We start from the raw sequence: 25,180 nt of genomic DNA, 5'->3' as shown, positions 1-25,180 counted from the left end.
TGTGCAGACGGACACGACGCCCCCCTCTCCTTCCCCTCAGGGGAAGGTGGCTCCGACCCCGAACAGGGGTCGGAGACGGATGGGGTTTTTCGACCCGAAGGGTCGAAGGGGCGTCGGGCTTCTCCGTACGTACGGCGCTCTACGACGACGCCCCTTCGCGCCTGCGGCGCGAATAAACCCCATCCGACCCGTGGCTTCGCCGCCGGGCCACCTTCCCCTGAGGGGAAGGAGAGAGGGGCGGCGCCTCTCGATCGGCATCGGATGCGCAGAGCGCGACGTACCCCCCCTGCGCCGCCGGGCCGCGCTTGCGTCTTGGCGGAAAACGCGCGATCTGCCACGGGCGCACGCGCGCATTTCCGCGTCCCCTGCGACGCGTCCGGGTCGCATGCGCGTTGTCCGGGCGCGGCTCGGGGAAGGAGCCGCACGAGGAGCCCGCCTTGACCTACCGCCTCGCCATCTTCGATTTCGACGGCACGCTAGCCGACACGTTCGGCTGGTTCTCGCGCACGATCGAGGAGGTCGGGAGGCGCTGGGGGCTCGATCCGGAAGCGCGTCCGCCGCTCGCGGAGATGCGGCGCCTGTCCGCGCGCGAGGTGATCGAGACCCTGCGGATCCCCGCCTGGAAGCTGCCGCTCGTCGCGCGCGACATGCGCCGGCGCGCCGCGCTCGCGGCCGGCGAGATGCGGCTCTTCGAGGGCGTCGAGGAGATGCTCGCGCGGCTCGACGAGGGCGGGGTCGCGCTCGCTCTGGTCAGCTCGAACGGCGAGGCGGCGGTGCGCGGCGCGCTGGGGCCGCGCAACGCGGCGCGCTTCCGGCATTTCTCCTGCGGGGCGGCGATCTTCGGCAAGTCGAGCGCGTTCCGCCACACCGTGCGCCGCGTCGGCGTATCGCCGGCGATCTGCATCGGCGACGAGCTGCGGGACGCGGAGGCCGCGCGGGCGGCCGGCCTCGCCTTCGGCGCGGTCGCCTGGGGCTTCACCGACGGCGACACGCTCGAGGCGCGGGCACGGCCCGACTACCTCTTCACCAGCGTCTCCGAGATCGCCGAGCGGCTCGCCCCGATCTCCACCGCCGCGGCCGGCGCGGCGACGGAAGGCGTCACGGGGGCTCGCTGACGCAGGTGACGGAGGTCGCGAGCGCCGCCGCTTGCCTCTGCTGGCTCGGGAAGGCGGCGAGCGCGCGGACGCTGACGAAGCCTTCGCTCGCCGGCGCGACGACGCGGATGTAGTCGCGGCTCGCCGCATCGACGACGTCGGTCTCCGCGGCGATGCGCGCGTCGAGCTGCGCGCGGGTGAGCACCAGGAGATCGAGGCGCCCGCGCACCGCCGCGCGGTCGGTGATCGCGTAGAACGCCCCCGTGCCGCGGGCGTGCAGCGCGATCGACTGGAACAGGTCGCCGGTGCGCATGGTGACGCGCAAGGGCCCCTCGGCGAGATCGTAGGCGCAGGCGGCGACCGCGACCGCCGGATCGCGCGAGGGCATGAAGCGCGCGGGCTCGCCCTGCGTCGGCGCCTCGAGCGCGAAGGCGCCCTCGCCGCGGGCCGGCACGACGAGAACCGCGTTCTCCGCCGTCCCGGTGCGCTCGGCGAGAAGGGCGAAGGCGTCGCGCTCGGTCAGTCGGGGCATCGCGATGATCGCGACGATGTGGGTCATCCCCGCGAGCAGGAGGCCGCAGATCGTCGCGAGGACGAGCTTGCCGGCATTGCGCCGCAGCGAATCGAGGATACGGACCGCACGCCGGCTCACGACACGGCCTCCGGCGCGCAGGAGATCCGCGTGACCTTCGGCAGGCCGCCCTCCGCGAGCCAGCCGAAGGCGGCGGAGACGGGGGTGTCGTAGAGGCGCAGGATCGGCTGGACGGGGCCGCGCTCGGGCAGCTGCAGCCAATTGCCCGAGCGGGGCCGCCGGGAGAGCCAGATCACGAAGGTGTCGTCCTCCTGGCGCAGGATCTCGGCCGAGGTGAGGCTCGGGCGACCCTGGGCCGTGCGCACGAGGCGTCCCTCCTCGTCGGCGATGGTGAGCGTCCAATAGCGCGCGGCCGGCGTCTCGCCGGCGATGCGATAGACGCAGGCCGCGTCGAGCGCGCGGCCGTCGTCGTCGACGAGGGCGTGGAAGGCGATGCCCTCGCCCTGCGCGAGCGGCACGTCGCCGGTGCGGGCGACGATCGCGCGCGCATAGGGGTCGTTCTCGGGCGCGCCGACGTTCGGCCAGGCGGTCCAGGCCTGGACGCGGCGCTCGCCGAACGGCGCCCGGCTCTCGACCGTGAGCCAGACGGAGCCGAGCCCGAGCCCGGCCCCGAGCGCCACCGTCCAGACGACGAGCAGCAGGTGGTAGGCGCCTCGCAGGAAATCGCGCAACGTTCGCCTCGCCTCCTCGTCGATCGGTTCACGCCCCGCCCGAGGCTTAACCCCCCGCGCGCCCTCAGGCCAGCGCGAACACGCGAGCGGGGCCGCCGGTTCCGGCGCGGTGCTTGGGCGCACCCACGACGAGCGTCGCCCCGCGCGCCGGCAACGCCTCGAGATTGGCGATGCATTCGAGGCCCCAGCGATTGGTCGGGAGCCACGCGTAATGGGTCGCGAAATCCTCCGAGCGCCCGTAATCGAGCGAGAGCGTGTCGACGGCGATGCCGACGACGTCCGCCTCCTCCATCAGCATCTGCGCGGCCTCCACGTGGAAGCCGGGGAAGCGCATGCGGCCGTCGCCGTCGACGTTGCGGAATTTGGCGTCGTTCACGTGCTTGTCCCAGCCCGACAGCATCGCGACGCAGGCGCGCTCGGGCAGGGGGCCGTGCTCGGAGATCCAGGCCCGCAGATCGTCGGGCGTCACCTGCGCGTCCGGATCCTCCGCCGCCTTGGCGCGGATGTCGACGATCGCGAGCGGCACGACGAGGTCGCGGACGGGGATCTCGGCGACGCTCTGCCCGTCCGCCGAGAAGTGGAGCGGCGCGTCGACATGGGTGCCGGTATGCTCGTTGACGGTGAGGACGTGCAGGTTGAAGCCGTGCTCGGCGAAGTTGAAGCGGTTCTCCACGAAGAATTGCTGCTCGCCGAAATAGGTCGGGAAGTCCTCGTGCAGCTCGTGCGTCAGGTCCGTCACCTCGCCGACGGCGGCGGCGTCCTGCGCGAAGGCGGGGCGCGCGGCGATTCCGCCTGCCGTGACCGCCGCGACGGCAGCCGCGCCGGTGCCCATGCCGCGGAACAGGTCGCGGCGGCTCATCATGCGGGACTTCACACGATCGATCACGCAACGGTCGCACATGGCTTGTCATCCCTCCGGATTTTCCCCGATCGACGCATCCGCGCGATCGGGCTTGTCTGCTCCCGAGCCTTTCGCGAGCATCTCGCGTCGTCCCGCCGCACGGCGCGGCGGGTTGACGCAACGGAGCCTAACCGTTCGCGCGGGGAGACGAAAGGCGCTCGTGCCAGGGAAGGGGAGAGCATGACCACCGAACCGAGCCGACGCGTTCCGGGCCTGCCCGGGCTCGTCCTCGCCGCCCTCTATCTCGTGCTCGTCGCAGCGCCCCTCCTCCTCGCGCTCGCGACCGGCGAGGAGCCCGACGCGGCCTGGCGGGAGGCGGCGAGCGCGCTCGGGCTCGCGGCGCTCGCGATGATGGCTCTGCAATTCGCCACCTCCGGCCGCTTCGAGGCCTTGTCCGGGCGGATCGGGATCGACCGCACGATGGGCTTCCACAAATGGGCGGCGCGGCTCCTTCTCCTCGCGCTCGTCCTCCACCCGCTCCTCTACGCCGTCCCGGCGGCGCTCGCCGACCCGGTGCGGGGGCTCGCGGTGCTCGAGCGGATGTTCACCTCCGAGCGGCTGCGCTCGGGCGTCGTCGCCTGGGTGGCGATCCTCGCGCTCGTCGGGCTCGCCGTCCTGCGCGAGCGCGTCGCCTTCACCTACGAGATCTGGCGCGCCTCGCACGCGCTCCTCGCGATCCTCGCGCTCGTGGCGGGCATCCACCACGCGATCGTATCGGGCGTCTATTCGGAGACGGCGGCGCTGCAGACCTTCTGGATCGTGCTCGCCGTCGCCGCGATCGGCAGCCTCGCCGTCGTCTATGTCGGGCGCACGCGTCTTTACACGCGCGACGTCTGGCGGCTCGTCGAGCGCCGGCGCGTCGGGACGGGCTTGTGGGAGCTCGCCTTCCGGCGTGAGAGCGGGGAGGCGTTCGCCTATCGCGCGGGGCAATTCGTCTGGCTCGCCACCGCGCCGCGACGGTTTCCGCTCTTCGACCACCCCTTCTCGATCGCCTCCTCCCCGCGCGAGCGCGATCTGCGGCTCGTGATCAAGGAGGTGGGCGACTACACGCGCACCATTCCCACCTGGGAGATCGGGCTCCTCGCCGGCATGGACGGGCCGCACGGTGCCTTCTACGAGGAGGGGCGGGAGGCCTCCGCGCTCGTGCTCTGCGCGGGCGGCGTCGGCGTCGCGCCGATCCTCGGCGTGCTGCGCGACCTCGCCGCGCGCGGCGACAGGCGGCCCGTCCGGGTTCTCCTCGCCGCCGGCCGTCCGGACAAGCTCGTCGGGCTCGACGAGATCGCGGGCATGGCGGAGCGGCTCGACCTGCGCGTCCTCGCCATGGTCGAGGAGGCGGGGGAGGGGGCGCGAGAGGGGGTCGCGATCGGCAGGCCCGAGCCCGCGCGTCTCGAGAGCCTGCTCGAGGGCATCGAGCCCGGCAATGCGCTCGCGATGATCTGCGGCCCGGGACCCTTCACCGCGGCCATCGCCGACGGGCTCCTCGCCATCGGCCTGCGCCAGGACGCGGTCCTCTACGAGCGATTCGACTATGCCGAGGAGGGGCTCTCGCGGATCGACCGCGCCGAGCGCCTGCGCTTCAGGCTGATCGGCGCCGTCGCGATCGCCGCCGCGCTCGCCTTCGCGCTGCGCTGAGGGCGCTCACTGGGCGAGCAGGTAGGCGATGACGTCCGCGCGCTCCTGGTCGTCCTCGGCATAATGGAGCGGCAGGAAGGCCTCGAGGTTGCGCGCCTTTTCGGCGTCGTCGGCGCCTTCGAGGCGGCGCACGAGGCGCCCGACATTCGCGTGACACTCGGCGCAGAGCCGCTCGTAGGCTTGCGCGCCGCGCTCGGCGTCACCATCGAGAGTGGCAGCGTGCGCGGCGGAAGCCAGAGCCAGCCCCGCGAGGAGCGCGGTCGCAACGGCGGCGTTTCGCGTCATGTCGTCCTCCCTTCGGCGTCTTGCATGCGGGAGAAGAATACCAATCTCTCCGTGACGCCGTGATTCGCACATGGTATAGTAGCCTTGACGATGCGGAACGCAAGGGTTGCTCTCTGAAGCCAATGGTTGCGTTCGGGGCTAACCTAGGTTGGTCGTTCCGTTTTGATATCGAAAAAACAGCCTCACGCTGACGTTGAAATCGTGTGGTTACGACACCGGGTGCCTTGTGCCGGGGCGCTATTCGGAACAGTATCGGCACCGTCGTCGGCGGCCAACGTCCGCACCGCTTTGGCGACGTAACGTTACGTAAGCGGACCTAATGAACTTGAGTTCGTACCCGAGGGCACAAATGACTCGCTCACCTACCGAGATCGATCGTGAGATCGGACAGCGGATTCGTCTCGCGCGCAAGCAGGCGAAGCTGTCCCAGAGCGAGCTGGGCCAAGCGATCGGCGTTACCTACCAGCAGGTGCAGAAGTACGAGAACGGTACCGACCGCGTCGCGGCCTCCCGCCTCGTTCACATCGCTGCCGTCCTGCAGGTGCCGCCGGCCGCTCTGCTCAGCGGGCAAGGCGACATGGAAGCGCGGCTGATGGACGAGGACGCGATCGCGCTCGTCGCGCTCTTCAACGAATTGAAGCAGCCCTCCCTGCGCGGCGCGGCGCTCCAGACCGTGAAGACGCTCGTCGCCGCGAGCCACAACATCTGAGGCGACGTGTCCCGGCCGCGCGCGAGCGCGGCCGCGCGCGCCGCTCGGAGCCAAGCGTCCGGTGCCGGTCGGTCCCGCCGACCGGCCCCGACGTCGTTCTGATTGCCGAATCGAACCGTCTCGCCGGAGCCGCCCCTAGCCGCTCCCGCCCACGCCGTCGTCACCGCCGCGTGCGCCGCGTCGGCGCGGCTTCGGCAAGCGCACCCCCATGACACGCAGCGCTCCGAGCGCGATGCCCCCGTAGAGGATCGCGCCGAGGATCGCGAGAGCGGCGAGGCTCGCCTCGGTGGCGAGCATCGGCAGGCCGGCCGCGATCTCCGCCACGGGCTCGCGCGCGAGCCACACGCCGGCCGCCATCGCCGCCGTCGCGAACACGCTCGCGCCCACGATCCGGACGAGCCGCCCGTCGGGCGCCGCCCAGCCGCGACGCTGCGCGAGGACGACGAGGAGCCCCACGTTCACCCAGGCCCCGATCGCGGTGGCGAGCGCGAGGCCAGGCGCGCCGAACGGACCCGTGAGCACGATCTTGAAGGCGACGTTGACCGCCACCCCCGCGAGCGAGGCGTAGAGCGGCGTCGTCGTGTCCGAGCGCGCGTGGAAGCTCGCGAGCGCCGAGCGGATGACGACGACCGCCGGCAGCGCCGTCGCATAGGCCGCGAGCACGGCGCCCGCCGCCGCGGCATCGGCGGCGGTGAAGGCGCCGCGGCCGAACAGAGCGAGCATGACGAGGTCCGGCACCACCAGGAACGCGCCCGCGCAGGGCAGCGCGAGCACGAGCGTGATCGCGATCGTGTCGTTCTGCGCGCGATAGGCGCCCGCCTCGTCGCCGGAGGCGAGCCGGCGGCTCATCTCGGGCAGGAGCACGGTGCCGGCGGCGATCGCGATGACGCCGACGGGGAGCTGGTAGAGCCTGTCGGCGAAATAAAGCGCCGAGACCGCGCCGCGCGGCAGCATCGAGGCGATGATCGTGTCGGCGAACATCGCGATCTGGACGCCCGCCGAGCCGATCAGAGCGGGCCCGAGCGTGCGGAAGAACTTGCGCACGTCCGGATCGAGGGCGGGCAGAGCCGGCCTCGGCAGCACCCGCGCGCGCCCGGCATCCGCCATCACGAGGGCGAGCTCGAGCACGCCCGCGACCGCGACCGCCCAGGCCGCCGCGTGGCCGGCGGTGGGAAAGAGGAAGGCGAGGCCCAGGCCCGCGACGAAGGAGAGGTTGAGGAGGACGGGCGCCGCGGCCGCCGCGGCGAAGCGGTCGTGCGCGTTGAGCACGCCCGAGACGAGGGTCACCAGGGTGACGAAGAAGAGATAGGGAAAGGTGATGCGCGTGAGGCTCACCGCGAGCGCGAAGCGCTCTGGATCGTCCGCGAAGCCCGGCGCGAGCAGGCCGACGAGCCCCGGCATGAAGGCGATCGCGCCGACGAGCACCAGGATCTGCGTCGCCACCACGAGCCCGGCGATGCGCCCGGCGAAGAGCCGCGCGGCGTCCGTTCCCCGGCTCGCGATCGCCTGCGCGTAGGTCGGCACGAAGGCGGCGTTGAAGGCGCCCTCGCCGAAGATCGCGCGAAAATGGTTCGGCAGCCGCAGCGCGACGACGAAGGCGTCCGTCACCGGCCCGACGCCCATCGTCGCGGCCATGACGACGTCGCGCGCGAAGCCCGTGACGCGCGAGACCATGGTCCAGCCGCCGACGGAGGCGAGTTTCTTGAGCATGTCCGGGGCGCCTCGCGCATGTCGCAACGAGCCCTCCTCCTAGCGCGTCGCGCGCTCCGGCGATAGGCTCGCGCGCAAGGACAGAAGGAGGACGCTCATGCCGCTCTACGCCCTCGACGACCGCGTGCCGCAGACGCCCGAGGACGGCGCGTTCTTCGTCGCGCCGGACGCGCACGTGATCGGCAGCGTCGTCATCGGGCGCGACGTCGGGATCTGGTTCGGGGCGGTCCTGCGCGGCGACAACGAGCCGATCGAGATCGGCGAGGGCTCGAACGTCCAGGAGCACGCGATGCTCCACACCGATCCCGGCGCGCCGCTCGTGGTGGGCGCGCGCTGCACCATCGGCCATCACGCGATCCTGCACGGCTGCATCGTCGGCGAGGGCTCCCTCGTCGGCATGGGGGCGACGGTGCTCAACCACGCGCGGATCGGCAAGGGCTGCCTGATCGGAGCGAACGCGCTCGTGACCGAGGGCAAGACCTTCCCCGACCATTCGCTGATCGTCGGCGCGCCCGCCAAGGCCGTCCGCACGCTCGACGAGGATGCGGTGGCGAAGCTCGTCTCGTCGGCCGAGCGCTACGTCGCCAATTGGCGGCGCTACGCGGCGGGGCTGCGGCGCATCGGTTGATCACCCGCAGAAGGCGCGGGCGTTGGGGGTCCAGGCGCCCATGCCGGTCGAGACCATGTGGCGGATGACGGCGCAGACGTAGCGCTTCTGTGCGGGCGTGTTGTTGGGCCCGGCGTGGTAGCGGGCGACCGCGAGCGTCCAGGAGCCGTGGCGGGCGCGCAGCTCCTTGAGGAAGCGCGCCGCGTAATCGACGTTGAGCTGCGGATCGAGCATGTGCGCGACGGTCTCGAATTCCTGCCCGTGCCAATGGTGGTTGATCTGCATGCAGCCGAGGTCGATCAGCCGCACGCCGCGTGCCCGCTCGCGCTCGAACACGGCGAGCGCCTCGCGCGCGTCGCGGGCGAAATGCGAGCGCCCGGCGATGTTGAGCGCGAAGGGGTGCAGGTTGCCGCGCCGTCCGGTCTCGGTGAGCCCGACCGCGTAGAGCACGGCGAGCGGCACGTCGTGGACGCGCGAGGCGCGCATCATCTCGGCCTCGCAGACGTTCTCGTCGGCGCGCGCCGGCTCAGAGATAGACGCCCCCGTCAGGACGATTGCCGCCGCCAGAATCGCGCGTGCCCGTGTCCACATTCTCGTCGCCTCCTCGGCCCGTCTCGCCGCCGGAGCGGCCCTTGCGCTCGCGACCCTGGCCGGCCTCGCCGCCTTGGCCCGTCTGGGCGCCGGCCTGCGCGCCCGCCGCGCTCTCGCCCGTGCCGCGCGGACCCGCCCCGGTCTCGCTCGAGGTGTGGATCGCCACCACCTCGCCGGCGATGCCGCTGCGGCGCACGGCGTCGACGATCCGCGCCTCGTCCTGCCGCAGCATCGCGGCCGCCTTGGCATCGGCGGCGGTGATCTCCATCGCGACGCCGTCGGCGGTCATGCGCAGCGCGATCGTCACGGTGCCGAGCGAGACCGGCTGCAGCTGCACGGTGAGCACCTTCACGGGTGCGGCGCCCTTGGCGAGGGTGCCGGTCGCGGCGAGGTGGCGCTCGAAGGCGAGCGCGCCGCGGCCCGGCGCGTCGGGCTCCGACGGGAGCGAGAGCGCGCCGTCGACGATCGCCTGGAGGTTCTGCGCGCCGAGCGCCGGGGGCAGGTGCGTCGTCTGGGAGACGACGGTCGCCTTGAGCGCCTGGCCCGGCGTCGCCTCGATGCGGGTGGACAGATGCAGGTCGCGCTCGCTCGCGAAGGCGGACGAGGCCGGCAGGCGGCGCGGCGTGCGCTCGGCGGACAGCGGATCGGCATCCGCATCGCCCTGCGCGCCCTCCGCGCCGGCGTCGATCGCGGCGCCGCGCGGGCCGGCGGAGGCGTCGCCGGTCCGAACCGCGGTCGACGCGCCCTCGCGAGCCTCGCGGGGGACCTGAGTGCGGGCGCCGAGCGCGGCGAGCAGCATCTGCGCGGGTTCTTCGGCCGCGAGCGTCTCCTCCGCGTCGGCTTTCGGCGGCGGCGCGGCGAAGGCGAGGGCGCCGGGGCGGATCGGCATCGAGCGCGGACGCTCGCGCAGGAGCGAGGCGAGCCGCTGCTCTTCCCCGTCCGCGTCGCCTGGGGCCTCGCTTGCGGGAGCGCCCGCGCGGCCCTCCGGCAGACGCTCGCCGAGCGCCTGGCGCGCGGCGCCCGGATCGCGGCCGCGGCCGCGTTGGGCGAGATCGCGCAGCGCGCCGTCGAAGACGTCGCCGCCCTCCTTGCCGCCATTGCCGCCCTTGGCGAGCCCGCCGCTTCCGCCGGTGCGGGGCTGAACGAGCGCGGACATGTCGATCGTCGTCATCGTCTCGCCTCCGCGAGGAGCGCGTCGACGGCGCCGAGGGCGGCCTGCGCGCGGATCATGGTGGGGGTGGGCGCCATCGGCGGGATCTCCGCGTCGGCCTCCGGGTCGCGGACGCGCGGCAGCACCGGCTCGCCGATGCGTACCGCCACGTCGAGGGCGACCTCGAGCAGGAGGCGGTCCGCGGGCGGGAGGCGCCGCGCGTCGAGATCGGCGAGGGTCTCGGCCGCGAGGCGATGGCGGGGCGTCGCGATCTGCGAGGCGGCGGCGTAGAAGGTCGCGCGCTCCTCCTCGACGCTGCCCCCGGCGGAGAGCTCCGCTGCCCGGCTCGCGGAGCGCCGCGCGACCGCGTCGCGGCCGTGGATCAGCGCGTGGCGGGCGAAGAAGAGATACAGGTCGCGCCGGCTCGCTCCGTCGAAGCGCTCGAGCAGCGCCTCGAGCCGCTCGAAGCGCGCGAGATCGACGTCGTAGGCGAGGCTCGTGAGCAGCACCGCGAAGCGCTGCCGGAAATTGCCGGCATAGACCGAGTGGCGGAAGCGGCGCATGTATTGCGCCGAGAGGAGCTCGAGCCGCTCGATGTCGCCGACGTGACCCGCGACGAAGATCTCCCGCCGCAGCGCCGCCTCCTCGACGAGGGTGCCCGGCGCGAGCAGTCGCGCGACGGCGAGAAGCCGCAGCGCTTCGTGGGGATCGTCGCGCACGACGAGGGCGGAGCGCGCGAGCGCGATCTGCGCGCCGAGGAGCCCGCCGACAGTGCGCGGATCGTAGGCGTCGAGCGCCGCGCGCGCCTCCGCCTCGCGGCCGCGCACGAAGGCGAGGGCGCCCTGCGCCAGCGCCCGGTCCGCGCCGAAGGGGATGTCGTCGGACAGGAGCGCCTCGAGCGCGGAGGGCGGCCCGCCGCCGAGCGCGAAGGCGATCGCGGCCTGCGCGTTGCGCGGCTCCGCCCAGGTCCCGGGCTCGGCCGCGGCGAAGGCGAGGGCGATCCGCTCGATCAGGCCGCGCTGGGCCTGGTGGGCGGCGACGTCGCCGTGGGCGACGCGCTCCTGCAGCGCCTGGAGCGTGCGCACGAGAGCATAGGGCGGGCTCGCTTTCGGCGCGGACGCGACCGGCGCCGGGGCGGTCGGGGCGAGCGGCTCCTGCGCCGTCGCCGGGGTGGCGAGCGCGGTCGCGGCGAGGAGCGCGGCGAGGAGGAGGGCGCGGGTCACGTGCGCGTCTCCCGGATCAGGATCTCGATGCGCCGGTTCTGATCGGCGAGCGGATCGTCGGCGAGCTTGAGCATGCGGTCGGCATGGCCCTCGACGCGCAGGATGCGCTCCTCGGCGAGGCCGCCGCGCACGAGCATGTAATAGGCCATGTGCGCGCGCGCCGTGGACAGCCGCCAATTGTCGTACTCGCGCGAGCGGAAGGGCCGCGCGTCGGTGTGGCCGCGGATGACGATGCCGCCCTCCTCGGCCGCGAGGATCGCCGCGACCTCTTCGAGGATGCGCACGACCTGCGGCTTGGGCTCGGCCGATCCGACCGCGAACATGCCGAAATTGGCGTCGTCCGTGAGGCTGACGAGGAGGCCCTCGGGCGTCGCGGTCACTTCGAGCGCCGGCGCCTGCGCGCCGCGCTCCGTACCCGACGCGGCGGCGACCACGGCGGCGATGCGCGCGCGCAGCTCCGCGGCCCGGACGAGCGACGGATCGGGGGTCTCGGCCGTCTCCGTCGGCGCCTCGGCCGTCGCCGTCTGCGCCTCGGCGGCCGCCTGCGACGCCTCCGCTTCGGCTTCGATCGCGACCACGCCCGTGGCGACGACCTCGACCGAGGCCTCCTCCGACGTCGTCTCGACCGCGGTCGACGCCTCCGCGACGTCCGCCGTCTCGGGCGCGGGAGCCTGCGCGGCGATCTCGGCCGCGACCTCCTCGGAGCTCTCCTCGGCGAGCTCGGCGCGCGCCTCGGGGGCCTGCGGCGGGGCGGGCATGGCGAGGCCGAGCGGGGCTGCGGCGTCGGGCGTGCCGAGCGGCCCGCCGGTGCCGTCGCCGTCGGCGCGCCCGACGCGCGGCTCGCCCGCGAGCTGCCAATAGATCGGGTCGAACGGGTCGCGATAGGCCTCGCCGCCGAACAGGCCCGGGTCGCCCGAGACGCCCGGCGTCACGTCAATCGCGGCCGCCGGGCTCGAGGCCGGCATCGGCGCCTGCGCGGCGAGCTCGGCGAGGACGGCGTAAGGGTCCTGGAACAGAGCCGCCTCGCTGAAGCGGCGGGTGCGCGGCTCGGCGATGGGCTCGGCGTCCGCGTCCGGATCGAGGATGGGCGCCTGCGAGCGCTGCTCGAGATCGACGCCGGAGGAGGAGCTGTCGGGATCGCGCAGGCCCTTGCGGTCCGACGTCGCCTCGGCGAGCCGGATCGGGTTGAAATAGCTCGCGACGACCTCGCGGGTCTCCTGGTCGGTGGCGTTGATGAGCCACATGACGAGGAAGAACGCCATCATCGCCGTCATGAAATCGGCATGCGCGATCTTCCAGACGCCGGTCTTCGGCTCGTCCGATTCCGGATCGCGCCGATGGCGCACGATGACGATCTCGTGCGGCTGTTGGGGCTGCTGCTGCTGCTGGCGGGCGTCCTGCACGGCTCGCGTCCTTTATTGGAAGATCAGGCGATCGCCGCGGCGAGGCCGCGCGCCCAGGCTCGTGTCTGCGTCTCGATCACGGTCGTGCCGCCCTCCACCGCGAGATCGACGCCGTCCCCCGGCGTGAACCGGATCGAGGACGCCGCGTCCCCGAGCCGCGCGAGGAAGGCCTCGCCGAGATCGGCGGGTCCGGTCACGACGAGGGACAGGCCGGGATCGCTGCGCAGGAGCGTGCGGACGGACCGGGCGAGATCGGCGAGCGCGCGCTCGCGGGCCGCGGCCTCGACGACGGGCGCGAGGACGCGGGCGACCTCGTCGGCGATGCGCCGCTCGAGCGCGCCGAGCCCCTCGACGAGGAGGCCGCCGAGGCGCTCGCCCTCTTCGGCCGCCCAGGTCGCGCGGGCCTGTTCGAGGGCCGCCTCCTTCTCGGCGCGGGCATCGGCGCGGGCCTCCTCGAGGGCGGCGGCGGCGCGGGCGCGCTCGTCGGCGAGGCCCCGCTCGTAGGCCGCCTCGAGCCGCGAGGCGAGCTCCTCCTCCGGGGAGGGGCCCGGCGGCGGCTCGGGCTCGATGCGGGCGGGGAGCCGCGGTCCGTGATCGGGGGAGCGCTCCTCCTCGCCGGTCCGCGGCTGGGCGCCGACGGGGTCCGGCTTGATCTCGACGAGGTAATCGGCCAGCGCGCGCATCAGGCGGCCTCCTCGTCATGCATCCACTGCTTCAGGATCAGCGCCGCCTGCTCCTCGTGGTGGATGACGATCTGCTCGAGGCGCTTGACGGCGATCGAGGAGACGGTCGTGGGCGGCAGGAGGTTCTGCGCCTCGAGGCGGGCGAGCTGGGCCTGCGCCTGGGCGGAGGCGTCGGTGATCGCGGGTGCGGCCTCGCCGTCCGCACCGCTGCCGTCGGCGAGAGCGGTCGACGCGCTCGTCTCGATCGCGGGCTTGGGCCGGTCGAGGATCGCCGCCATCGCCGGCTTGAGGCCGAACCAGACGAGGGCGAGCGCGATCACGAGGATGGTGATGGCGTTGAGCACGTTGCCTCCCTGCGCGATCAAGAGGTCCTTGAGGCTCGGGGCCGGCACCGGCGCCATGTCGACGCCGCCTTCGAGGAAGTTGACGGCCGTGACGCGCACCGTGTCCCCGCGATCGGCGACGATGCCGGCGGCGGAGGCGACGAGGCCCTCGATCTCGCGCAGCTCGTCGGCGATCGCCTCGGGCGAGGGGTCCCCGCCGAGCGCCTCTACGATGCGGGCGCGGTTGACGACGAGCGCGACGGAGAGCGCCTCGACCGCGAAGCCGTCGGACTGGATCTGCACCTGCCGCGAGGAGATCTCGAAATTGGTCAGCTCCTCGCGCCGCTCCGCCTCCTCGCTCGACTGCTCGCCGCCATCGGCCGCGACCTGCTGGTCGGGGATGTTCTGCTCGACGGTGGTGGGGCGCTGGCGCGAGAGGTTCTGCGCGTTCTCGCTTTCGCGTACGATGCGGATCGAGCGCTCGACGCGGCTCTCGGGATCGAAGATCGTCTCGTTGACGACGCGGCGATCGGTGTTGACGCGCGCGTTCACGCTCACCTGGAAATTGTCGAGGCCGAGATAGGGCGCGAGGGTGCGGCGCACGCTGTCCTCGAGCGAGCGGTTGAGATCGCGGGCGAGCGCGTTGGCGCGCCCTGCCGCGGCTCCCGCCCCGCCCGCGTCGTCGCCCGAGGCGAGGAGCGTGCCGTCGGACGAGAGCACCGTGACGCGCCCGACCGCCATTCCGGGCACCGCGGCGGCGACGAGGTGGCGGATCGCCTGCGCCTGCGAGGCGATGTCGGCGGTCTCCGCACGCACGACGACCGAGGCCGAGGGCGGCTGGCGCTCGCGGCGGAAGGAGCCTGGGTCGGCGAGCACGATATGCACCCGCGCCGCCTTGATGCCGCGCATCTGCTGGATGGTGCGCGCGATCTCGCCTTCGAGCGCCCGCACCCGCGTCACCTCCTGCATGAAGGAGGTGATGCCGAGCGAGCCGAGATTGTCGAACAGCTCGTAGCCGGAATTGGTGGAATGGGGCAGCCCCTTCTCGGCGAGCAGCATCCGCGCGCGCGCCGTCTGGGCGGGGCGCACCATCACGGCGTCGCCCGTCGCGGCGACGTCGAAATCGATGCCGGCCTCGTTGAGCGCCGCGCCGATGCGGCTGACGTCGTCGCGCTCGAGCCCGGCATAGAGCACGGTCATCTGCGGTCGGCTGAGATAATAGGCGCCGCCGACGACGGCGACGATCACGGCGATGCCCACCGCCGCGAGGGCGATCAGACGCTTCGTGCCGAGTTCGAGCAGGTTGCCCCACAGGCGATCGGCTTGCTCGTAAGCGGTCATGCTTGTCCCTATGCTCTCGTCGGTTTCGAGGCCTCGCGGAGAAGGTGGCCCGCGAAGCTTGCCCGGAGCCTGCGCCGCGCGCGGAACGAAGGGTTGCGGGTTCCCGGCGCCGGGTGCATCCTCCCGGCCCGCCGCTTCCGGATGAGAGTGATGACCGAGCTGCCGCCCCCGATTTCCGCCTATCTGCGCGCCTACGACGCGCGGGACGTCCCCGGCATGATCGCCTGCCTCGCGCACGACGTGCGCTTTCGGAACATCACGGGCGGCGTCGTCGACGCGCAGGCCGACGGTCGCGAGGCGTTCGCGGAGATGGCCGCATTCGGCGCGAGCGCCTTCTCCGAGCGCGCGCAGACCGTCCTCGCTGCGATCACCGTCGCCGACACGACCCTCCTGCGCATCGGCTATCGGGCGATCGTCGCGCGCGATCTGCCCAACGGCTGGACCGCCGGCCAGACGCTCGCCTTCGAGGGCGCCTCGCTCTACCGCCTGCGCGACGGGGTGATCGCGGAGCTGATCGACGAGAGCTGAGGGCGCCGGCCTTCTCCTTCCTCTCGGAGTTTGTAAATCACTCTCAGAGGTGTCATCCCGGACGCCGAAGGCGATCCGGGACCCATACGCCCGACGGTGCAGTAGCAGCCTATAGGCTGCGTTTCTGTGACGGTCGATGCTCTACGGTTGGGACGCGAGCGCGGCATGCGCGCTCGGTCGAGCGTCGAGGTTATGGGTCCCGGGTCCGCTTCGCGGCCCGGGATGACAACCTCCACATATTCAAACTCAGCGGGTGAACCCGACCATCCGGTCGCGGGAGCGCTCGATGTGCTCGCGCATCGCCGCGCGGGCGCGCGCCGCGTCCTGGCGACGGATGGCGTCGAGGATCGCGGCGTGCTCCTCGAGCACGATCGGCATGCGCGCGCGCGAGGACGCCTGCGCGATGTGGCGGGCGACGGCGATGCCGTCGCGCAGGGAGGAGCGCATCATCTCGAGCGTCGCGGTGAAGAGGTGGTTCTGGGCCGCGCGCGCGATGGCGAGGTGGAAGGCGACGTCGCTCGCCGAGCCCGCGTCCGGGCCGTGGAAGTCGCGCTCGAGCCCGGCCGCGTGCTCCTCGATGGCGGCGAGGTCGCGGGCGTCGCGCCGCTCGGCGGCGTGGAAGGCGGCCTCGCTCTCGAGCGCCACGCGCAATTCGTAGCAGCGCAGCAGCTCGGCGATCGAGCCCGACGGCGCCTCGCGCACGAAAGCGGGGTTCGGCAGGCGCAGGACGAAGCTGCCCGCGCCCTGGCGGCTTTCGATCAGCCCGTCCGCGCGCAGCCGCGCCAAGGCGGTCCGCACAACCGGGCGCGAGACGCCGAAGGCGCGCGCGAGCTGCGTCTCGGAGGGAAGCCGCTCCCCGAGCGCGAGGCTGCCGGAGCCGAGCCGCCCCAGGATCTGCTCGTAGATCTGATCGGGCAGGCTGTCGTTGCGGCGCGGCGCGAAGAAGCCGGGCTCGGGGCCCCGCGCGCCGCCCTCCGTCGCGATCTCCCGCCGCTCCTGCATCGCCGCTCCCCGTGCGAAATGCCCAAGACCGATCATAGGGCGCAGCGCCCGCTCGGCAACTTGTCTTTCAACTTGACAAGTTTCCGAGCGCTTGTGAACCTCGCAAGGGTCGTCGACACGACGCCGATCGAGATCGGGGAGGAAGCATGGGCGCGATGCGCGAGCCAGCCGCGAGAGCCGATCTCCTGGTGCCCGCCGATCGCCTGCGCGCGCGGCTCGAGGCGCTCCTGTCCGCGTGGACGCGGCCCGACCATGCCGCGCGCACGGCCGAGGCCATGGTCGAGGCCGATCTGATGGGCATCGACAGCCACGGCATCACCCTCGTCCCGCTCTATGCCGATCTCGTCCGCGACGGGCGGATCGCGCGCGAGCCCGAGATCCGCGTCGTCCACGCCTTCGGTGCGGTCGCGACCATCGACGGTGGCGGCGGCTTCGGGCACGCGCCCTCCGTCGAGGCGATGGACCTCGCGATCGAGAAGGCCCGCGCCTTCGGCATCGGCGCGGTCGCCGTGCGCGGCTCGAACCATTACGGCGCCGCCGGGGTCTACGCCTTGCGCGCCGCCCGCGCCGGGCTGATCGGCCTCTCGACGAGCGCCGTGCACCTGCCCTCGATCGTGCCCGTCTTCGGGCGCGAGCCGCGGCTCGGCACGAACCCGATCGCCTTCGCCGCGCCCGGCGCGCGCGGCGCGCCCTTCCTCCTCGACATCGCGACGAGCACGATCGCGATCGGCAAGCTCAAGCTCGCCGCCCGCGCCGGCGCGCGCCTGCCCGAGGGCTGGGCGGTCGACACGGCGGGCAATCCCCAGCACGATCCGAACCAGGCCCTCGCCGACCGGCTGATGACGCCGCTCGGCGGCACGCGCGCCATGGGCGGGCACAAGGGCTATGGGCTCGCGGCGATGGTCGAGATCCTCTCGACCCTCCTGCCCGGCGCGAGCTACGCGCCGCTTCGGGCGGCGGACGCGCAGCGCTACGACGTCGGCCATTTTCACTTGGCGATCCACCCGGAGGCCTTCCGCCCGCGCGGCGGCTTCGGCGAGGATCTCGACGCCTTCCTCGCCTGCCTGCGCGAGACCGCGCCGGCGGCCGGCCACGAGCGGGTGCTCGCGCCGGGCGATCCCGAGCATGCGATCCGCGCGACCCGCTCCCGCGAGGGCATCCCCGTCCCGCGCGTCCTCGCCGACCAGATCGGCGCGATCGCGCGCGGATGGGACATCGATTTCCGGCTGGACGACCCGGCGGAATAGGTCGCCCGCAAGAGGCGGCCTCGAACGAACGACGCTATGGAGGAAACGAGCATGAAGGCCCTCACCAAGACGCTTCTCGTCGCTCTGGCGACCACCGCGATGGCCGGCGCGGCGCAGGCCGAGAACCTGCGCATGATGACCGGGCCGCAGGGCGGCGCCTGGTATCCGCTCGGCGGCGCGATCCAGAACATCGTCCAGAACGCCATGCCGGGCGTGTCGATCCAGGTCCTGCCGGGCGGCGGCGTCGCCAACGTGCTCGGCGTCGACACCGGACGGGCCGACATCGCCTTCGCCAATTCCGTCTCGACCGTCGACGCGATCGAGGGACGCGGCTCGTTCACCTCGCCCGCGGGCAACGTCTGCAACGTCGCGACGCTCTACCCGCAATATTTCCAGATCGTCGCGCTCGCCAATGCCGGCATCGAGACGGTGGCGGACATGCGCGGCAAGTCCGTCGCGATCCAGCCGCGCGGCAATACCGCCGAGGAGATCACCCGCGAGCTCCTGGACGCCGCCGGCATCGCCTACGAGGACCTCTCGCAGACGCATTTCGTCTCCTATTCGGACGGCGTCGCGCTGATGAAGGACAACAACGCCCACGCGATGACGCTCGGCACCACGATCCCGGCCTCGTCCGTGATGGACCTCGCGAACTCGGCCAATATCCGCGTGATCAGCCTCGACGAGGAGATCATGAGCGAGATGCAGACCCGCAATCCCGGCTATCAGCGCCTGACCATTCCGGGCGGCACCTATCCGGGGCAGGACGAGGACGTCGCCGCGATCGGCTACGCCACCCACGTCGTCGCGCGCTGCGACCTCTCGGCGGACGTCGTCTACGGCATGCTCGAGAACGTGATGGCCAATATCGGCGACCTGCAGGCGATCGCGGGCGCCATGCGCGGCATCGACGCCGAGCAGATGGCGGCCGATATCGGCGTGCCGATGCACGAGGGCGCCGAGCGCTGGTATCGCGAGCAGGGCGCGATGTGACCGCGGCCTGAGAGAGCGCCTGCCGGAGCCCGTGCGCTCCGGCCGGCGCGATCGTCGAGCTTCCTCCTCCGCAACTCCCGCAGAAGGCTCGAGCGGCGATGTCGCAGCCCTCGCTCTACGTCCGTGGCGTGCGCGCGCTCGCGCTCGCCGTCGCGCTCGCGATGAGCCTCTACCACCTCTACGTGGGCTTCTTCGGCACGCCCGACGCCTTCACCCTGCGCGCGACCCATGTCGGCTTCGCGCTCGTGCTCACCTTCCTCATCCTGCCCGCGCGCGAGGCCGATCGCGGCAAGGGGCCGCGGATCTGGGACTGGGCGCTGATCGCGGCCTCGCTCGCCGCCGCCGCCTATCCGGTGCTGGTCAAGGACTACATCTACCGCCGCTTCATCTACATCGACGACCTCCACACGGCCGACATCGTGCTCGGCATCGCGCTCACCCTTCTCGTGATCGAGGCGGCACGGCGCGCGCTCGGGCTCGTCCTGCCGATCACGGTCGTGATCTTCATCGCCTACGCGCTCCTGTTCACGCGGACCGAGCCGCTGCTGCTGCTCGAGCAGCTCTATCTGACGACGGAAGGCATCTTCGGGATTCCGGTGGCGGTGTCCGCGACTTACGTCGTCCTGTTCATCCTCTTCGGCGCCTTCGTCGAGCGCTCCGGCGCCGGCAAGCTGTTCATGGATTTCGCGATCAGCCTCACCGGCCACACGGCGGGCGGGCCGGCCAAGGTCGCCTGCGTGACGAGCGGACTGTTCGGCTCGGTCTCGGGCTCGGCGGTCGCCAACGTGATGACGACGGGCACCTTCACGATCCCGCTGATGAAACGGCTCGGCTATCGCCCGCCTTTCGCCGGCGCGGTCGAGGCGGTGGCGTCCACCGGCGGGCAGATCATGCCCCCCATCATGGGCGCGGCCGCCTTCGTGATGGCCGAGTTCATGGGTGTGAGCTACCTCACGGTCGCGACCTACGCGCTCATCCCCGCGCTCCTCTACTACATCGCGGTCTTCTCGGCGGTGCATTTCGAGGCCCGCCGGCTCGGCATGCGCGGGCTGCCGCGCGAGGAATTGCCGAAGCTCTCGGAGGTGCTCCTCGAGCGCGGGCATCTGTTCCTGCCGCTCGTCGTCATCGTCGGCGTCCTGTTCTCCGGCTACAGCGCCCCCTTCGCGGCGCTCTGCGGGATCGTGTCGGTGATCCCGACGGCGCTCCTGCGCAAGACGACGCGCAAGGCGGTGTCGCTGCGCATGATCGTCGACGGGCTGGAGGCGGGCGCCGTGGGCTCGCTCGTCGTCGCGCTCGCCTGCGCGGCGGCGGGCATCGTCATCGGCGTCATCACGCTGACCGGCGCCGGGCTCGCCTTCTCCGGCTTCGTGATCTCGGCGGCGCGGGACATGCTGCTCCCGGCTTTGATCCTGACCATGTTCGCGGGCATCATGCTCGGCATGGGCATGCCGACGACGCCCGCCTACATCATCCAGGTCTCGCTCCTGGTGCCGGCGCTGGTGCGGCTCGGCGTGCCGCTCGAGAGCGCGCACATGTTCGTGTTCTATTTCGCGATCCTGTCGGCGATCACGCCGCCGGTCGCGATCGCCGTCTATGCGGCGAACGGCATCTCGGGCGCGCCGCTCTGGTCGGCCTCGGTCGCGGCGGTGAAGCTCGGCGCGACGGGCTACATCATCCCGTTCATGTTCGTCTTCGGCCCCTCGCTCCTGATGATCGGCCCCTGGACGACGATCGCGCTCACGACGACCACGGCGGCGATCGGGGTGATCTTCCTCGCGGGCGGCCTGCACGGCTTCATGATCGCGCGCGCGAGCCTCCTCCAGCGCCTCCTCTTGGTCGGCGCCGCCTTCGTTCTGATCAAGCCGGGCCTGTGGACGGACACGATCGGGCTCGGCATGGGCGCCGTCGCGATCGCGCTGCAGATCTGGACCCGCAAGGTCGAGCCGCCGCCCGAGCCCCTGCAGGCACCGGCCGACGCCGTCGCCGCCGACGGCCCGGTCGAAGCCCCGGACACCGCCCGCTCCACCGCCGCGAGCGACCCTTTCCGCCCGGCCGATCGTTATTGAGGGAGGGGGAGATGAGCGTCTGCCTTCCCCTCCACCGTCATTCCGGGGCGCGAAGCGAGCCCGGAACCCAGACTCCCGACGCCCGTCCGAGCGCGCATGCGCGCTCGCTGCGTCACGGTGGATCCGGCCGGCGTTCGTGGACGCAGCCCATAGGCTGCTCGGGCAAACGTCGGGGTTCTGGGTTCCGGGCTCGGCTTCGCCGCCCCGGAATGACGGCATCTGCGGCTCGACCCTGTCACGAAGTCGACACCCACCGTCATTCCGGGGCGCGAAGCGAGCCCGGAACCCAGATTCCCGACGCCGGATTAGCAGCCTTTAGGCTGCGTCCACTCACGCCAAAACACCTCTCCGTTGCGGAGCGAGCGCGGCATGCGCGCTCGAACGATCGTCGTGGTTCTGGGTTCCGGGCTCGCTTCGCGCCCCGGAATGACGGGTCAGCGGTTGAGACTGCGGTAGAGATCCTCCCAATGAGGGTTCATCTCCTCGATCAGGCGAAGCTTCCAGTCGCGCCGCCACTTCTTGATGTCCTTCTCGCGAACGATTGCATCGTAGGCGCGCTCGTGAACTTCGTACCAAACCAGGCGATCGACGCCGTATCGGCTGGTGAAGCCGCGTATCAGCTTCTCTTTATGCTCGTAGACCCGTCGCGCCAGATCGTTCGTGACCCCCAGATAGAGCGTCCCGTGCATGCCGCTGGCGAGAAGATAGACGTAGAACACGGTAAACTCCAGGTAGCGTATTTAGGTTCATGCTACAATAATGCTCGACGTCCGTCATTCCGGGGCGCGAAGCGGGCCCGGAACCCAGACTCCCGACGCCTGTCCGAGCGCGCATGCGCGCTCGCTGCGCGACCTCGGCGCCGGCGGGCGTTCGTGGACGCAGCCTACAGGCTGCTCGGGCAAGCGTCGTGGTTCTGGGTTCCGGGCTCGGCTTCGCCGCCCCGGAATGACGGCCTCTATGGTTTGATCGCCCCCCACCCACCTCCGTCATTCCGGGGCGCGAAGCGAGCCCGGAACCCAGACTCCCGACGCTCGTCCGAGCGCGCATGCGCGCTCGCTGCGTCACGGTGGATGCGGCCGGCGTCCGTGGACGCAGCCTATAGGCTGCTCGGGCAAGCGTCGTGGTTCTGGGTTCCGGGCTCGGCTTCGCCGCCCCGGAATGACGGACGATAATGATTCGCGATCGTAGGGAGCCCCCGCCTTGACCCGAAAATCCCCCGACGCCCTGCGCAGCGCACGCTGGTTCGCCCCCGACGATCTGCGCTCCTTCGGCCATCGCTCGCGCATGATGCAGATGGGCTACGGGCCGCAGGATTTCGTCGGGCGCCCCGTCATCGCGATCCTCAACACCTGGTCCGACCTCGCCCAGTGCCACGCGCATTTCAAGCACCGCGTCGAGGACGTGAAGCGCGGGGTGCTCCAGGCGGGCGGCTTTCCCGTCGAGCTCCCGGCGCTCTCCCTCTCGGAGAGCGCGGTCAAGCCCACCACCATGCTCTACCGCAATCTGCTCGCCATCGAGGCGGAGGAGCTCATCCGCTCGCATCCGGTCGACGGCGTCGTGCTGATGGGCGGGTGCGACAAGACCACGCCGGGCCTGCTGCTCGGCGCGACGAGCGCGGGGCTGCCGACGATCTTCATGCCGGCGGGGCCGATGCTGCGGGGCAATTGGAAGGGGAGGGTGCTCGGCTCGGGCTCGGACGCCTGGAAATATTGGGACGAGCGGCGCGCGGGCACGATCTCCGACGACGATTGGCTCGCGGTCGAGGGCGGGATCGCGCGCAGCTACGGCACCTGCATGACGATGGGCACCGCCTCCACCATGACGGCGATCGCCGAGGCGATCGGCATGACGCTGCCCGGAGCCTCCTCGATCCCCGCGGCGGACGCGAACCACATCCGCATGGCGGCCGAGTGCGGGCGGCGGATCGTCGAGATGGTGTGGGAGGACCTCGTCCCCGCCCGCATCCAGACCCGCGCCGCCTTCCTCAACGGAATTGCGGTCGCGATGGCGATGGGCTGCTCGACGAACGCCATCATCCACGTGATCGCTCAAGCCCGCCGCGCCGGGCACGATATCGGCCTCGACGATTTCGAGCGCGCGAGCCGCACGGTGCCCGTCCTCGCCAACGTGCGCCCGAGCGGCGAGCGCTACCTCATGGAGGACTTCTACTATGCCGGGGGTCTGCGCGCGCTGATGGCGCAGATGGCGGACCACCTCGACCTCTCCTGCCTCACGGTGTCCGGCCGCACGCTCGGCGAGACGCTCGCGGGCGCGGAGGTCTACGATGCCGACGTGATCCGGCCGCTCGACAACCCCGTCTATCGCGAGGGCGCGCTCGCGGTCTTGCGCGGCAACCTCGCGCCCGACGGCTGCGTGATCAAGCCGAGCGCCTGCGAGCAGCGCTTCCTGCGCCATTCCGGCCCCGCCCTCGTCTTCGACGATTACCCTGCGATGAAGCAGGCGATCGATCGCGACGATCTCGACGTGACGCCCGATCACGTGCTCGTCCTGCGCAATGCCGGGCCGCAAGGCGGGCCGGGCATGCCGGAATGGGGCATGCTGCCGATCCCGAAGAAACTCCTGCGCGCGGGCGTGCGCGACATGGTCCGCATCTCGGACGCGCGGATGAGCGGCACGAGCTACGGCGCCTGCATCCTGCACGTCGCGCCCGAGAGCTTCGTCGGCGGCCCGCTCGCGCTGCTGCGCACGGGCGACGTCGTCACGATCGACGTGCCCGCGCGGCGCATCGACATGGACGTGTCCGAGGAGGAGCTCGCCGCCCGCCGCGCCGCCTGGACGAAGCCGCCGGCGCGCTACGAGCGGGGCTACGGCTACATGTTCACCCGCCACATCCGCCAAGCGAACGAGGGCTGCGATTTCGACTATCTCGAGACCGCCTTCGGCCGCCCGGTCGACGAGCCCGTGATCTTCTGACCGACGGAGCCCCCGATGCCGCTCTCCCCCGACACGCGCGCCAAGCTGAAGACCGTCAGCACCGCGACGCTGACCACGGCGCTCTTCAAGCGCGGCCTGCGCAGCCAGTTCGTCCAGGACGTGCGCCCCCTGAACCCCGCCGCCGGCACGATGGTGGGCGAGGCCTATACCCTGCGGACGATCCCCGCGCGCGAGGATCTCAACCCGATCGGCGTCTTCCAAAACCGCGCTCACCCGCAGCGCAAGGCCATCGAGGAATGCCCGCCGGGCGCCGTCCTCGTGATCGACAGCCGCAAGAATGCGCGCGCGGCCTCGGCCGGGGCGATCCTCGTCACGCGGCTGATGATGCGCGGCGCCGCTGGCATCGTCACCGACGGCGGCTTTCGCGACGCTGCCGAGATCGCCGCGCTCGACTTCCCCGCCTTCCATCATCGCCCGACCGCGCCGACGAACCTGACGCTTCATCAGGCGATCGAGATCGGCGTTCCGATCGGCTGCGGGGACGCGCCCGTCTTCCCCGGAGACGTGATGGTGGGTGACGCGGACGGGGTCGTGGTCGTCCCCGCCGCCATCGCCGATGCGATCGCGGACGAGGCCGTCGAGATGACGGCCTTCGAGGATTTCGTCATCGGACGGGTCCGGGAGGGCCGCTCCATCCTCGGCCTCTACCCGCCGACCGACCCCGCGACGACCGAGGATTTCGCCCGCTGGCGCAAGGAGCAGGGGCGGTGAGGGACTTTCCCTCCCCGCCGCTTCGCGGGGGTAGGGGGAGCGGCGATCGCGCTCGATCCTCCCGCCGATTGCCCCGCGCCGTGCCCTCCGCCACCATCCTCACGCAACGATCCGAGGAGACGTCATGATCGATCTCTATACCTGGACGACGCCCAACGGCCGCAAGGTCTCGATCCTGCTGGAAGAACTCGGGCTGCCCTATCGCGCGCATGCGGTCGACATCGGCAAGGACGAGCAATTCGCCCCCGATTTCCTCGCGATCAGCCCCAACAACAAGATCCCCGCGATCGTCGACCGCGAGACCGGCACCGCGCTCATGGAATCGGGCGCGATCATGATCTACCTCGCCGACAAGGCGGGCGCGCTGCTGCCGGCGGAGGGGGAGGGGCGCTACCGGGTGCTGGAATGGCTGATGTGGCAGATGGGCGGGGTCGGGCCGATGCTCGGTCAGGCGCACCATTTCCTGCGCTTCAACCCCGGCAAGGCGCCCTATGCCGAGGAGCGCTACGCCAAGGAGGCGCAGCGCCTCTACGGCGTCCTGGACAAGCGGCTCGCCGAGCGCGACTTCGTGGCCGGGGACTATTCCATCGCCGACATCGCGATCTGGCCCTGGATCTCGCGCTTCGAATGGCAGGGCGTCGCGCTCGCCGCGTACCCGAACGTCGCGCGCTGGTACGGCGCGATCGCGCAGCGCCCGGCGGTTCAGCGCGGCTACGACGTGCCGAAGAAGGTCGGCGAGATCCCGATGCCGTGAGGCGGGGGC

At 71.9% G+C, this 25,180-nt stretch carries 24 protein-coding genes; 11 read left to right on the top strand and 13 right to left on the bottom strand.

Annotation, left to right across the window (positions count from 1 at the left end):
- Positions 1-437: 437 nt before the first annotated feature.
- The gene (locus ACK4UM_RS15380) at positions 438-1,115 is read left to right on the top strand and encodes an HAD hydrolase-like protein (protein ID WP_409800741.1); all 678 of its coding nucleotides are present in this window, start codon (positions 438-440) and stop codon (positions 1,113-1,115) included.
- On the opposite strand, the gene ACK4UM_RS15375 is transcribed toward ACK4UM_RS15380, so the two are convergent.
- From ACK4UM_RS15375 to ACK4UM_RS15365, 3 genes are all read right to left on the bottom strand, one after another.
- Complete coding sequence (locus ACK4UM_RS15375; RefSeq protein WP_409800739.1) at positions 1,099-1,746, bottom strand: hypothetical protein; 648 nt, start codon at positions 1,744-1,746, stop codon at positions 1,099-1,101. The two genes, ACK4UM_RS15380 and ACK4UM_RS15375, sit on opposite strands and share 17 nt — an antisense overlap.
- The gene (locus ACK4UM_RS15370) at positions 1,743-2,357 is read right to left on the bottom strand and encodes a DUF1214 domain-containing protein (RefSeq protein WP_409800737.1); all 615 of its coding nucleotides are present in this window, start codon (positions 2,355-2,357) and stop codon (positions 1,743-1,745) included. Before ACK4UM_RS15370 ends, ACK4UM_RS15375 begins: the two co-directional genes overlap by 4 nt.
- Positions 2,358-2,421: 64 nt before the next feature.
- Positions 2,422-3,258 carry a cyclase family protein gene (locus ACK4UM_RS15365; protein ID WP_409800735.1) on the bottom strand — a complete coding sequence of 279 codons (837 nt, stop codon included), beginning with the start codon at positions 3,256-3,258 and terminating at the stop codon, positions 2,422-2,424.
- A gap of 180 nt (positions 3,259-3,438) precedes the next feature.
- On the opposite strand from ACK4UM_RS15365, the gene ACK4UM_RS15360 reads away from it, so the two are divergent.
- Complete coding sequence (locus ACK4UM_RS15360) at positions 3,439-4,890, top strand: ferric reductase-like transmembrane domain-containing protein (protein WP_409800733.1); 1,452 nt, start codon at positions 3,439-3,441, stop codon at positions 4,888-4,890.
- A 6-nt stretch (positions 4,891-4,896) separates the two neighbouring features.
- Here the strand turns inward: ACK4UM_RS15360 and ACK4UM_RS15355 are convergent, their stop codons facing one another.
- Positions 4,897-5,175 (bottom strand): c-type cytochrome, encoded by a 279-nt coding sequence (locus ACK4UM_RS15355; protein WP_409800731.1) that lies wholly within the window; start codon positions 5,173-5,175, stop codon positions 4,897-4,899.
- Positions 5,176-5,524: 349 nt separating this feature from the next.
- Between ACK4UM_RS15355 and ACK4UM_RS15350 the strand changes: the two genes are divergently transcribed.
- Positions 5,525-5,884: a helix-turn-helix domain-containing protein gene (locus ACK4UM_RS15350; RefSeq protein ID WP_409800729.1), complete on the top strand. Its 360-nt coding sequence runs from the start codon at positions 5,525-5,527 to the stop codon at positions 5,882-5,884.
- A gap of 135 nt (positions 5,885-6,019) precedes the next feature.
- Here ACK4UM_RS15350 and murJ read toward each other — a convergent pair whose 3' ends face one another.
- On the bottom strand, positions 6,020-7,594 hold the full coding sequence (gene murJ, locus ACK4UM_RS15345) for a murein biosynthesis integral membrane protein MurJ (protein WP_409800727.1): 1,575 nt from the start codon (positions 7,592-7,594) through the stop codon (positions 6,020-6,022).
- Positions 7,595-7,691: 97 nt separating this feature from the next.
- Between murJ and ACK4UM_RS15340 the strand changes: the two genes are divergently transcribed.
- Entirely contained in the window at positions 7,692-8,222 is a 531-nt protein-coding gene (locus ACK4UM_RS15340; RefSeq protein WP_409800725.1) for a gamma carbonic anhydrase family protein, read from the top strand.
- Here ACK4UM_RS15340 and ACK4UM_RS15335 read toward each other — a convergent pair whose 3' ends face one another.
- The 6 genes from ACK4UM_RS15335 to fliF are packed head-to-tail and all read right to left on the bottom strand — an operon-like array spanning position 8,223 to position 14,915.
- On the bottom strand, positions 8,223-8,792 hold the full coding sequence (locus tag ACK4UM_RS15335; protein WP_409800723.1) for a transglycosylase SLT domain-containing protein: 570 nt from the start codon (positions 8,790-8,792) through the stop codon (positions 8,223-8,225).
- Positions 8,728-9,963, bottom strand: a complete 1,236-nt coding sequence (locus ACK4UM_RS15330) for a flagellar hook-length control protein FliK (RefSeq protein ID WP_409800721.1) — start codon at positions 9,961-9,963, stop codon at positions 8,728-8,730. The genes ACK4UM_RS15335 and ACK4UM_RS15330 overlap by 65 nt, the downstream gene beginning before the upstream one ends.
- Positions 9,960-11,165 (bottom strand): chemotaxis protein, encoded by a 1,206-nt coding sequence (locus tag ACK4UM_RS15325; protein WP_409800719.1) that lies wholly within the window; start codon positions 11,163-11,165, stop codon positions 9,960-9,962. Before ACK4UM_RS15325 ends, ACK4UM_RS15330 begins: the two co-directional genes overlap by 4 nt.
- Positions 11,162-12,568, bottom strand: a complete 1,407-nt coding sequence (locus tag ACK4UM_RS15320; RefSeq protein WP_409800717.1) for a MotB family protein — start codon at positions 12,566-12,568, stop codon at positions 11,162-11,164. The genes ACK4UM_RS15325 and ACK4UM_RS15320 overlap by 4 nt, the downstream gene beginning before the upstream one ends.
- A 23-nt stretch (positions 12,569-12,591) precedes the next feature.
- Complete coding sequence (locus ACK4UM_RS15315; RefSeq protein WP_409800715.1) at positions 12,592-13,251, bottom strand: hypothetical protein; 660 nt, start codon at positions 13,249-13,251, stop codon at positions 12,592-12,594.
- Positions 13,251-14,915 (bottom strand): flagellar basal-body MS-ring/collar protein FliF, encoded by a 1,665-nt coding sequence (fliF, locus tag ACK4UM_RS15310; protein ID WP_409800713.1) that lies wholly within the window; start codon positions 14,913-14,915, stop codon positions 13,251-13,253. Before fliF ends, ACK4UM_RS15315 begins: the two co-directional genes overlap by 1 nt.
- Positions 14,916-15,065: 150 nt before the next feature.
- Between fliF and ACK4UM_RS15305 the strand changes: the two genes are divergently transcribed.
- Positions 15,066-15,443 (top strand): nuclear transport factor 2 family protein, encoded by a 378-nt coding sequence (locus tag ACK4UM_RS15305; protein ID WP_409800711.1) that lies wholly within the window; start codon positions 15,066-15,068, stop codon positions 15,441-15,443.
- Positions 15,444-15,689: 246 nt separating this feature from the next.
- On the opposite strand, the gene ACK4UM_RS15300 is transcribed toward ACK4UM_RS15305, so the two are convergent.
- Positions 15,690-16,445 carry a FadR/GntR family transcriptional regulator gene (locus ACK4UM_RS15300; protein WP_409800710.1) on the bottom strand — a complete coding sequence of 252 codons (756 nt, stop codon included), beginning with the start codon at positions 16,443-16,445 and terminating at the stop codon, positions 15,690-15,692.
- Between the two features lie 155 nt (positions 16,446-16,600).
- Here ACK4UM_RS15300 and ACK4UM_RS15295 point away from each other — a divergent pair, with 155 nt between their 5' ends.
- The 3 genes from ACK4UM_RS15295 to ACK4UM_RS15285 all read left to right on the top strand — a co-directional run bounded on the left by ACK4UM_RS15295 (position 16,601) and on the right by ACK4UM_RS15285 (position 20,751).
- Positions 16,601-17,692 (top strand): Ldh family oxidoreductase, encoded by a 1,092-nt coding sequence (locus ACK4UM_RS15295; protein WP_409800708.1) that lies wholly within the window; start codon positions 16,601-16,603, stop codon positions 17,690-17,692.
- Between the two features lie 51 nt (positions 17,693-17,743).
- Positions 17,744-18,685, top strand: a complete 942-nt coding sequence (locus ACK4UM_RS15290; protein ID WP_409800706.1) for a TAXI family TRAP transporter solute-binding subunit — start codon at positions 17,744-17,746, stop codon at positions 18,683-18,685.
- 98 nt (positions 18,686-18,783) lie between these two features.
- The gene (locus ACK4UM_RS15285) at positions 18,784-20,751 is read left to right on the top strand and encodes a TRAP transporter permease (protein ID WP_409800704.1); all 1,968 of its coding nucleotides are present in this window, start codon (positions 18,784-18,786) and stop codon (positions 20,749-20,751) included.
- 434 nt (positions 20,752-21,185) lie between these two features.
- Here the strand turns inward: ACK4UM_RS15285 and ACK4UM_RS15280 are convergent, their stop codons facing one another.
- Entirely contained in the window at positions 21,186-21,470 is a 285-nt protein-coding gene (locus tag ACK4UM_RS15280) for a GIY-YIG nuclease family protein (RefSeq protein ID WP_409800702.1), read from the bottom strand.
- A 481-nt stretch (positions 21,471-21,951) separates the two neighbouring features.
- On the opposite strand from ACK4UM_RS15280, the gene araD reads away from it, so the two are divergent.
- The 3 genes from araD to ACK4UM_RS15265 all read left to right on the top strand — a co-directional run bounded on the left by araD (position 21,952) and on the right by ACK4UM_RS15265 (position 25,171).
- The gene (gene araD, locus ACK4UM_RS15275; protein WP_409800700.1) at positions 21,952-23,685 is read left to right on the top strand and encodes an L-arabinonate dehydratase; all 1,734 of its coding nucleotides are present in this window, start codon (positions 21,952-21,954) and stop codon (positions 23,683-23,685) included.
- A 15-nt stretch (positions 23,686-23,700) separates the two neighbouring features.
- Positions 23,701-24,417, top strand: a complete 717-nt coding sequence (locus ACK4UM_RS15270) for a ribonuclease activity regulator RraA (protein ID WP_409800698.1) — start codon at positions 23,701-23,703, stop codon at positions 24,415-24,417.
- Positions 24,418-24,541: 124 nt separating this feature from the next.
- The gene (locus tag ACK4UM_RS15265) at positions 24,542-25,171 is read left to right on the top strand and encodes a glutathione S-transferase family protein (RefSeq protein ID WP_409800696.1); all 630 of its coding nucleotides are present in this window, start codon (positions 24,542-24,544) and stop codon (positions 25,169-25,171) included.
- Positions 25,172-25,180 lie beyond the last annotated feature (9 nt).

Origin of the sequence: Salinarimonas sp. (assembly GCF_046292825.1) — a bacterium.
In the GTDB taxonomy this organism is placed as follows: Bacteria; Pseudomonadota; Alphaproteobacteria; order Rhizobiales; family Beijerinckiaceae; genus Salinarimonas.
The sequence above is the reverse complement of the archived record's forward strand: the minus strand, read 5'-3'. Positions and strand labels throughout refer to the sequence as shown.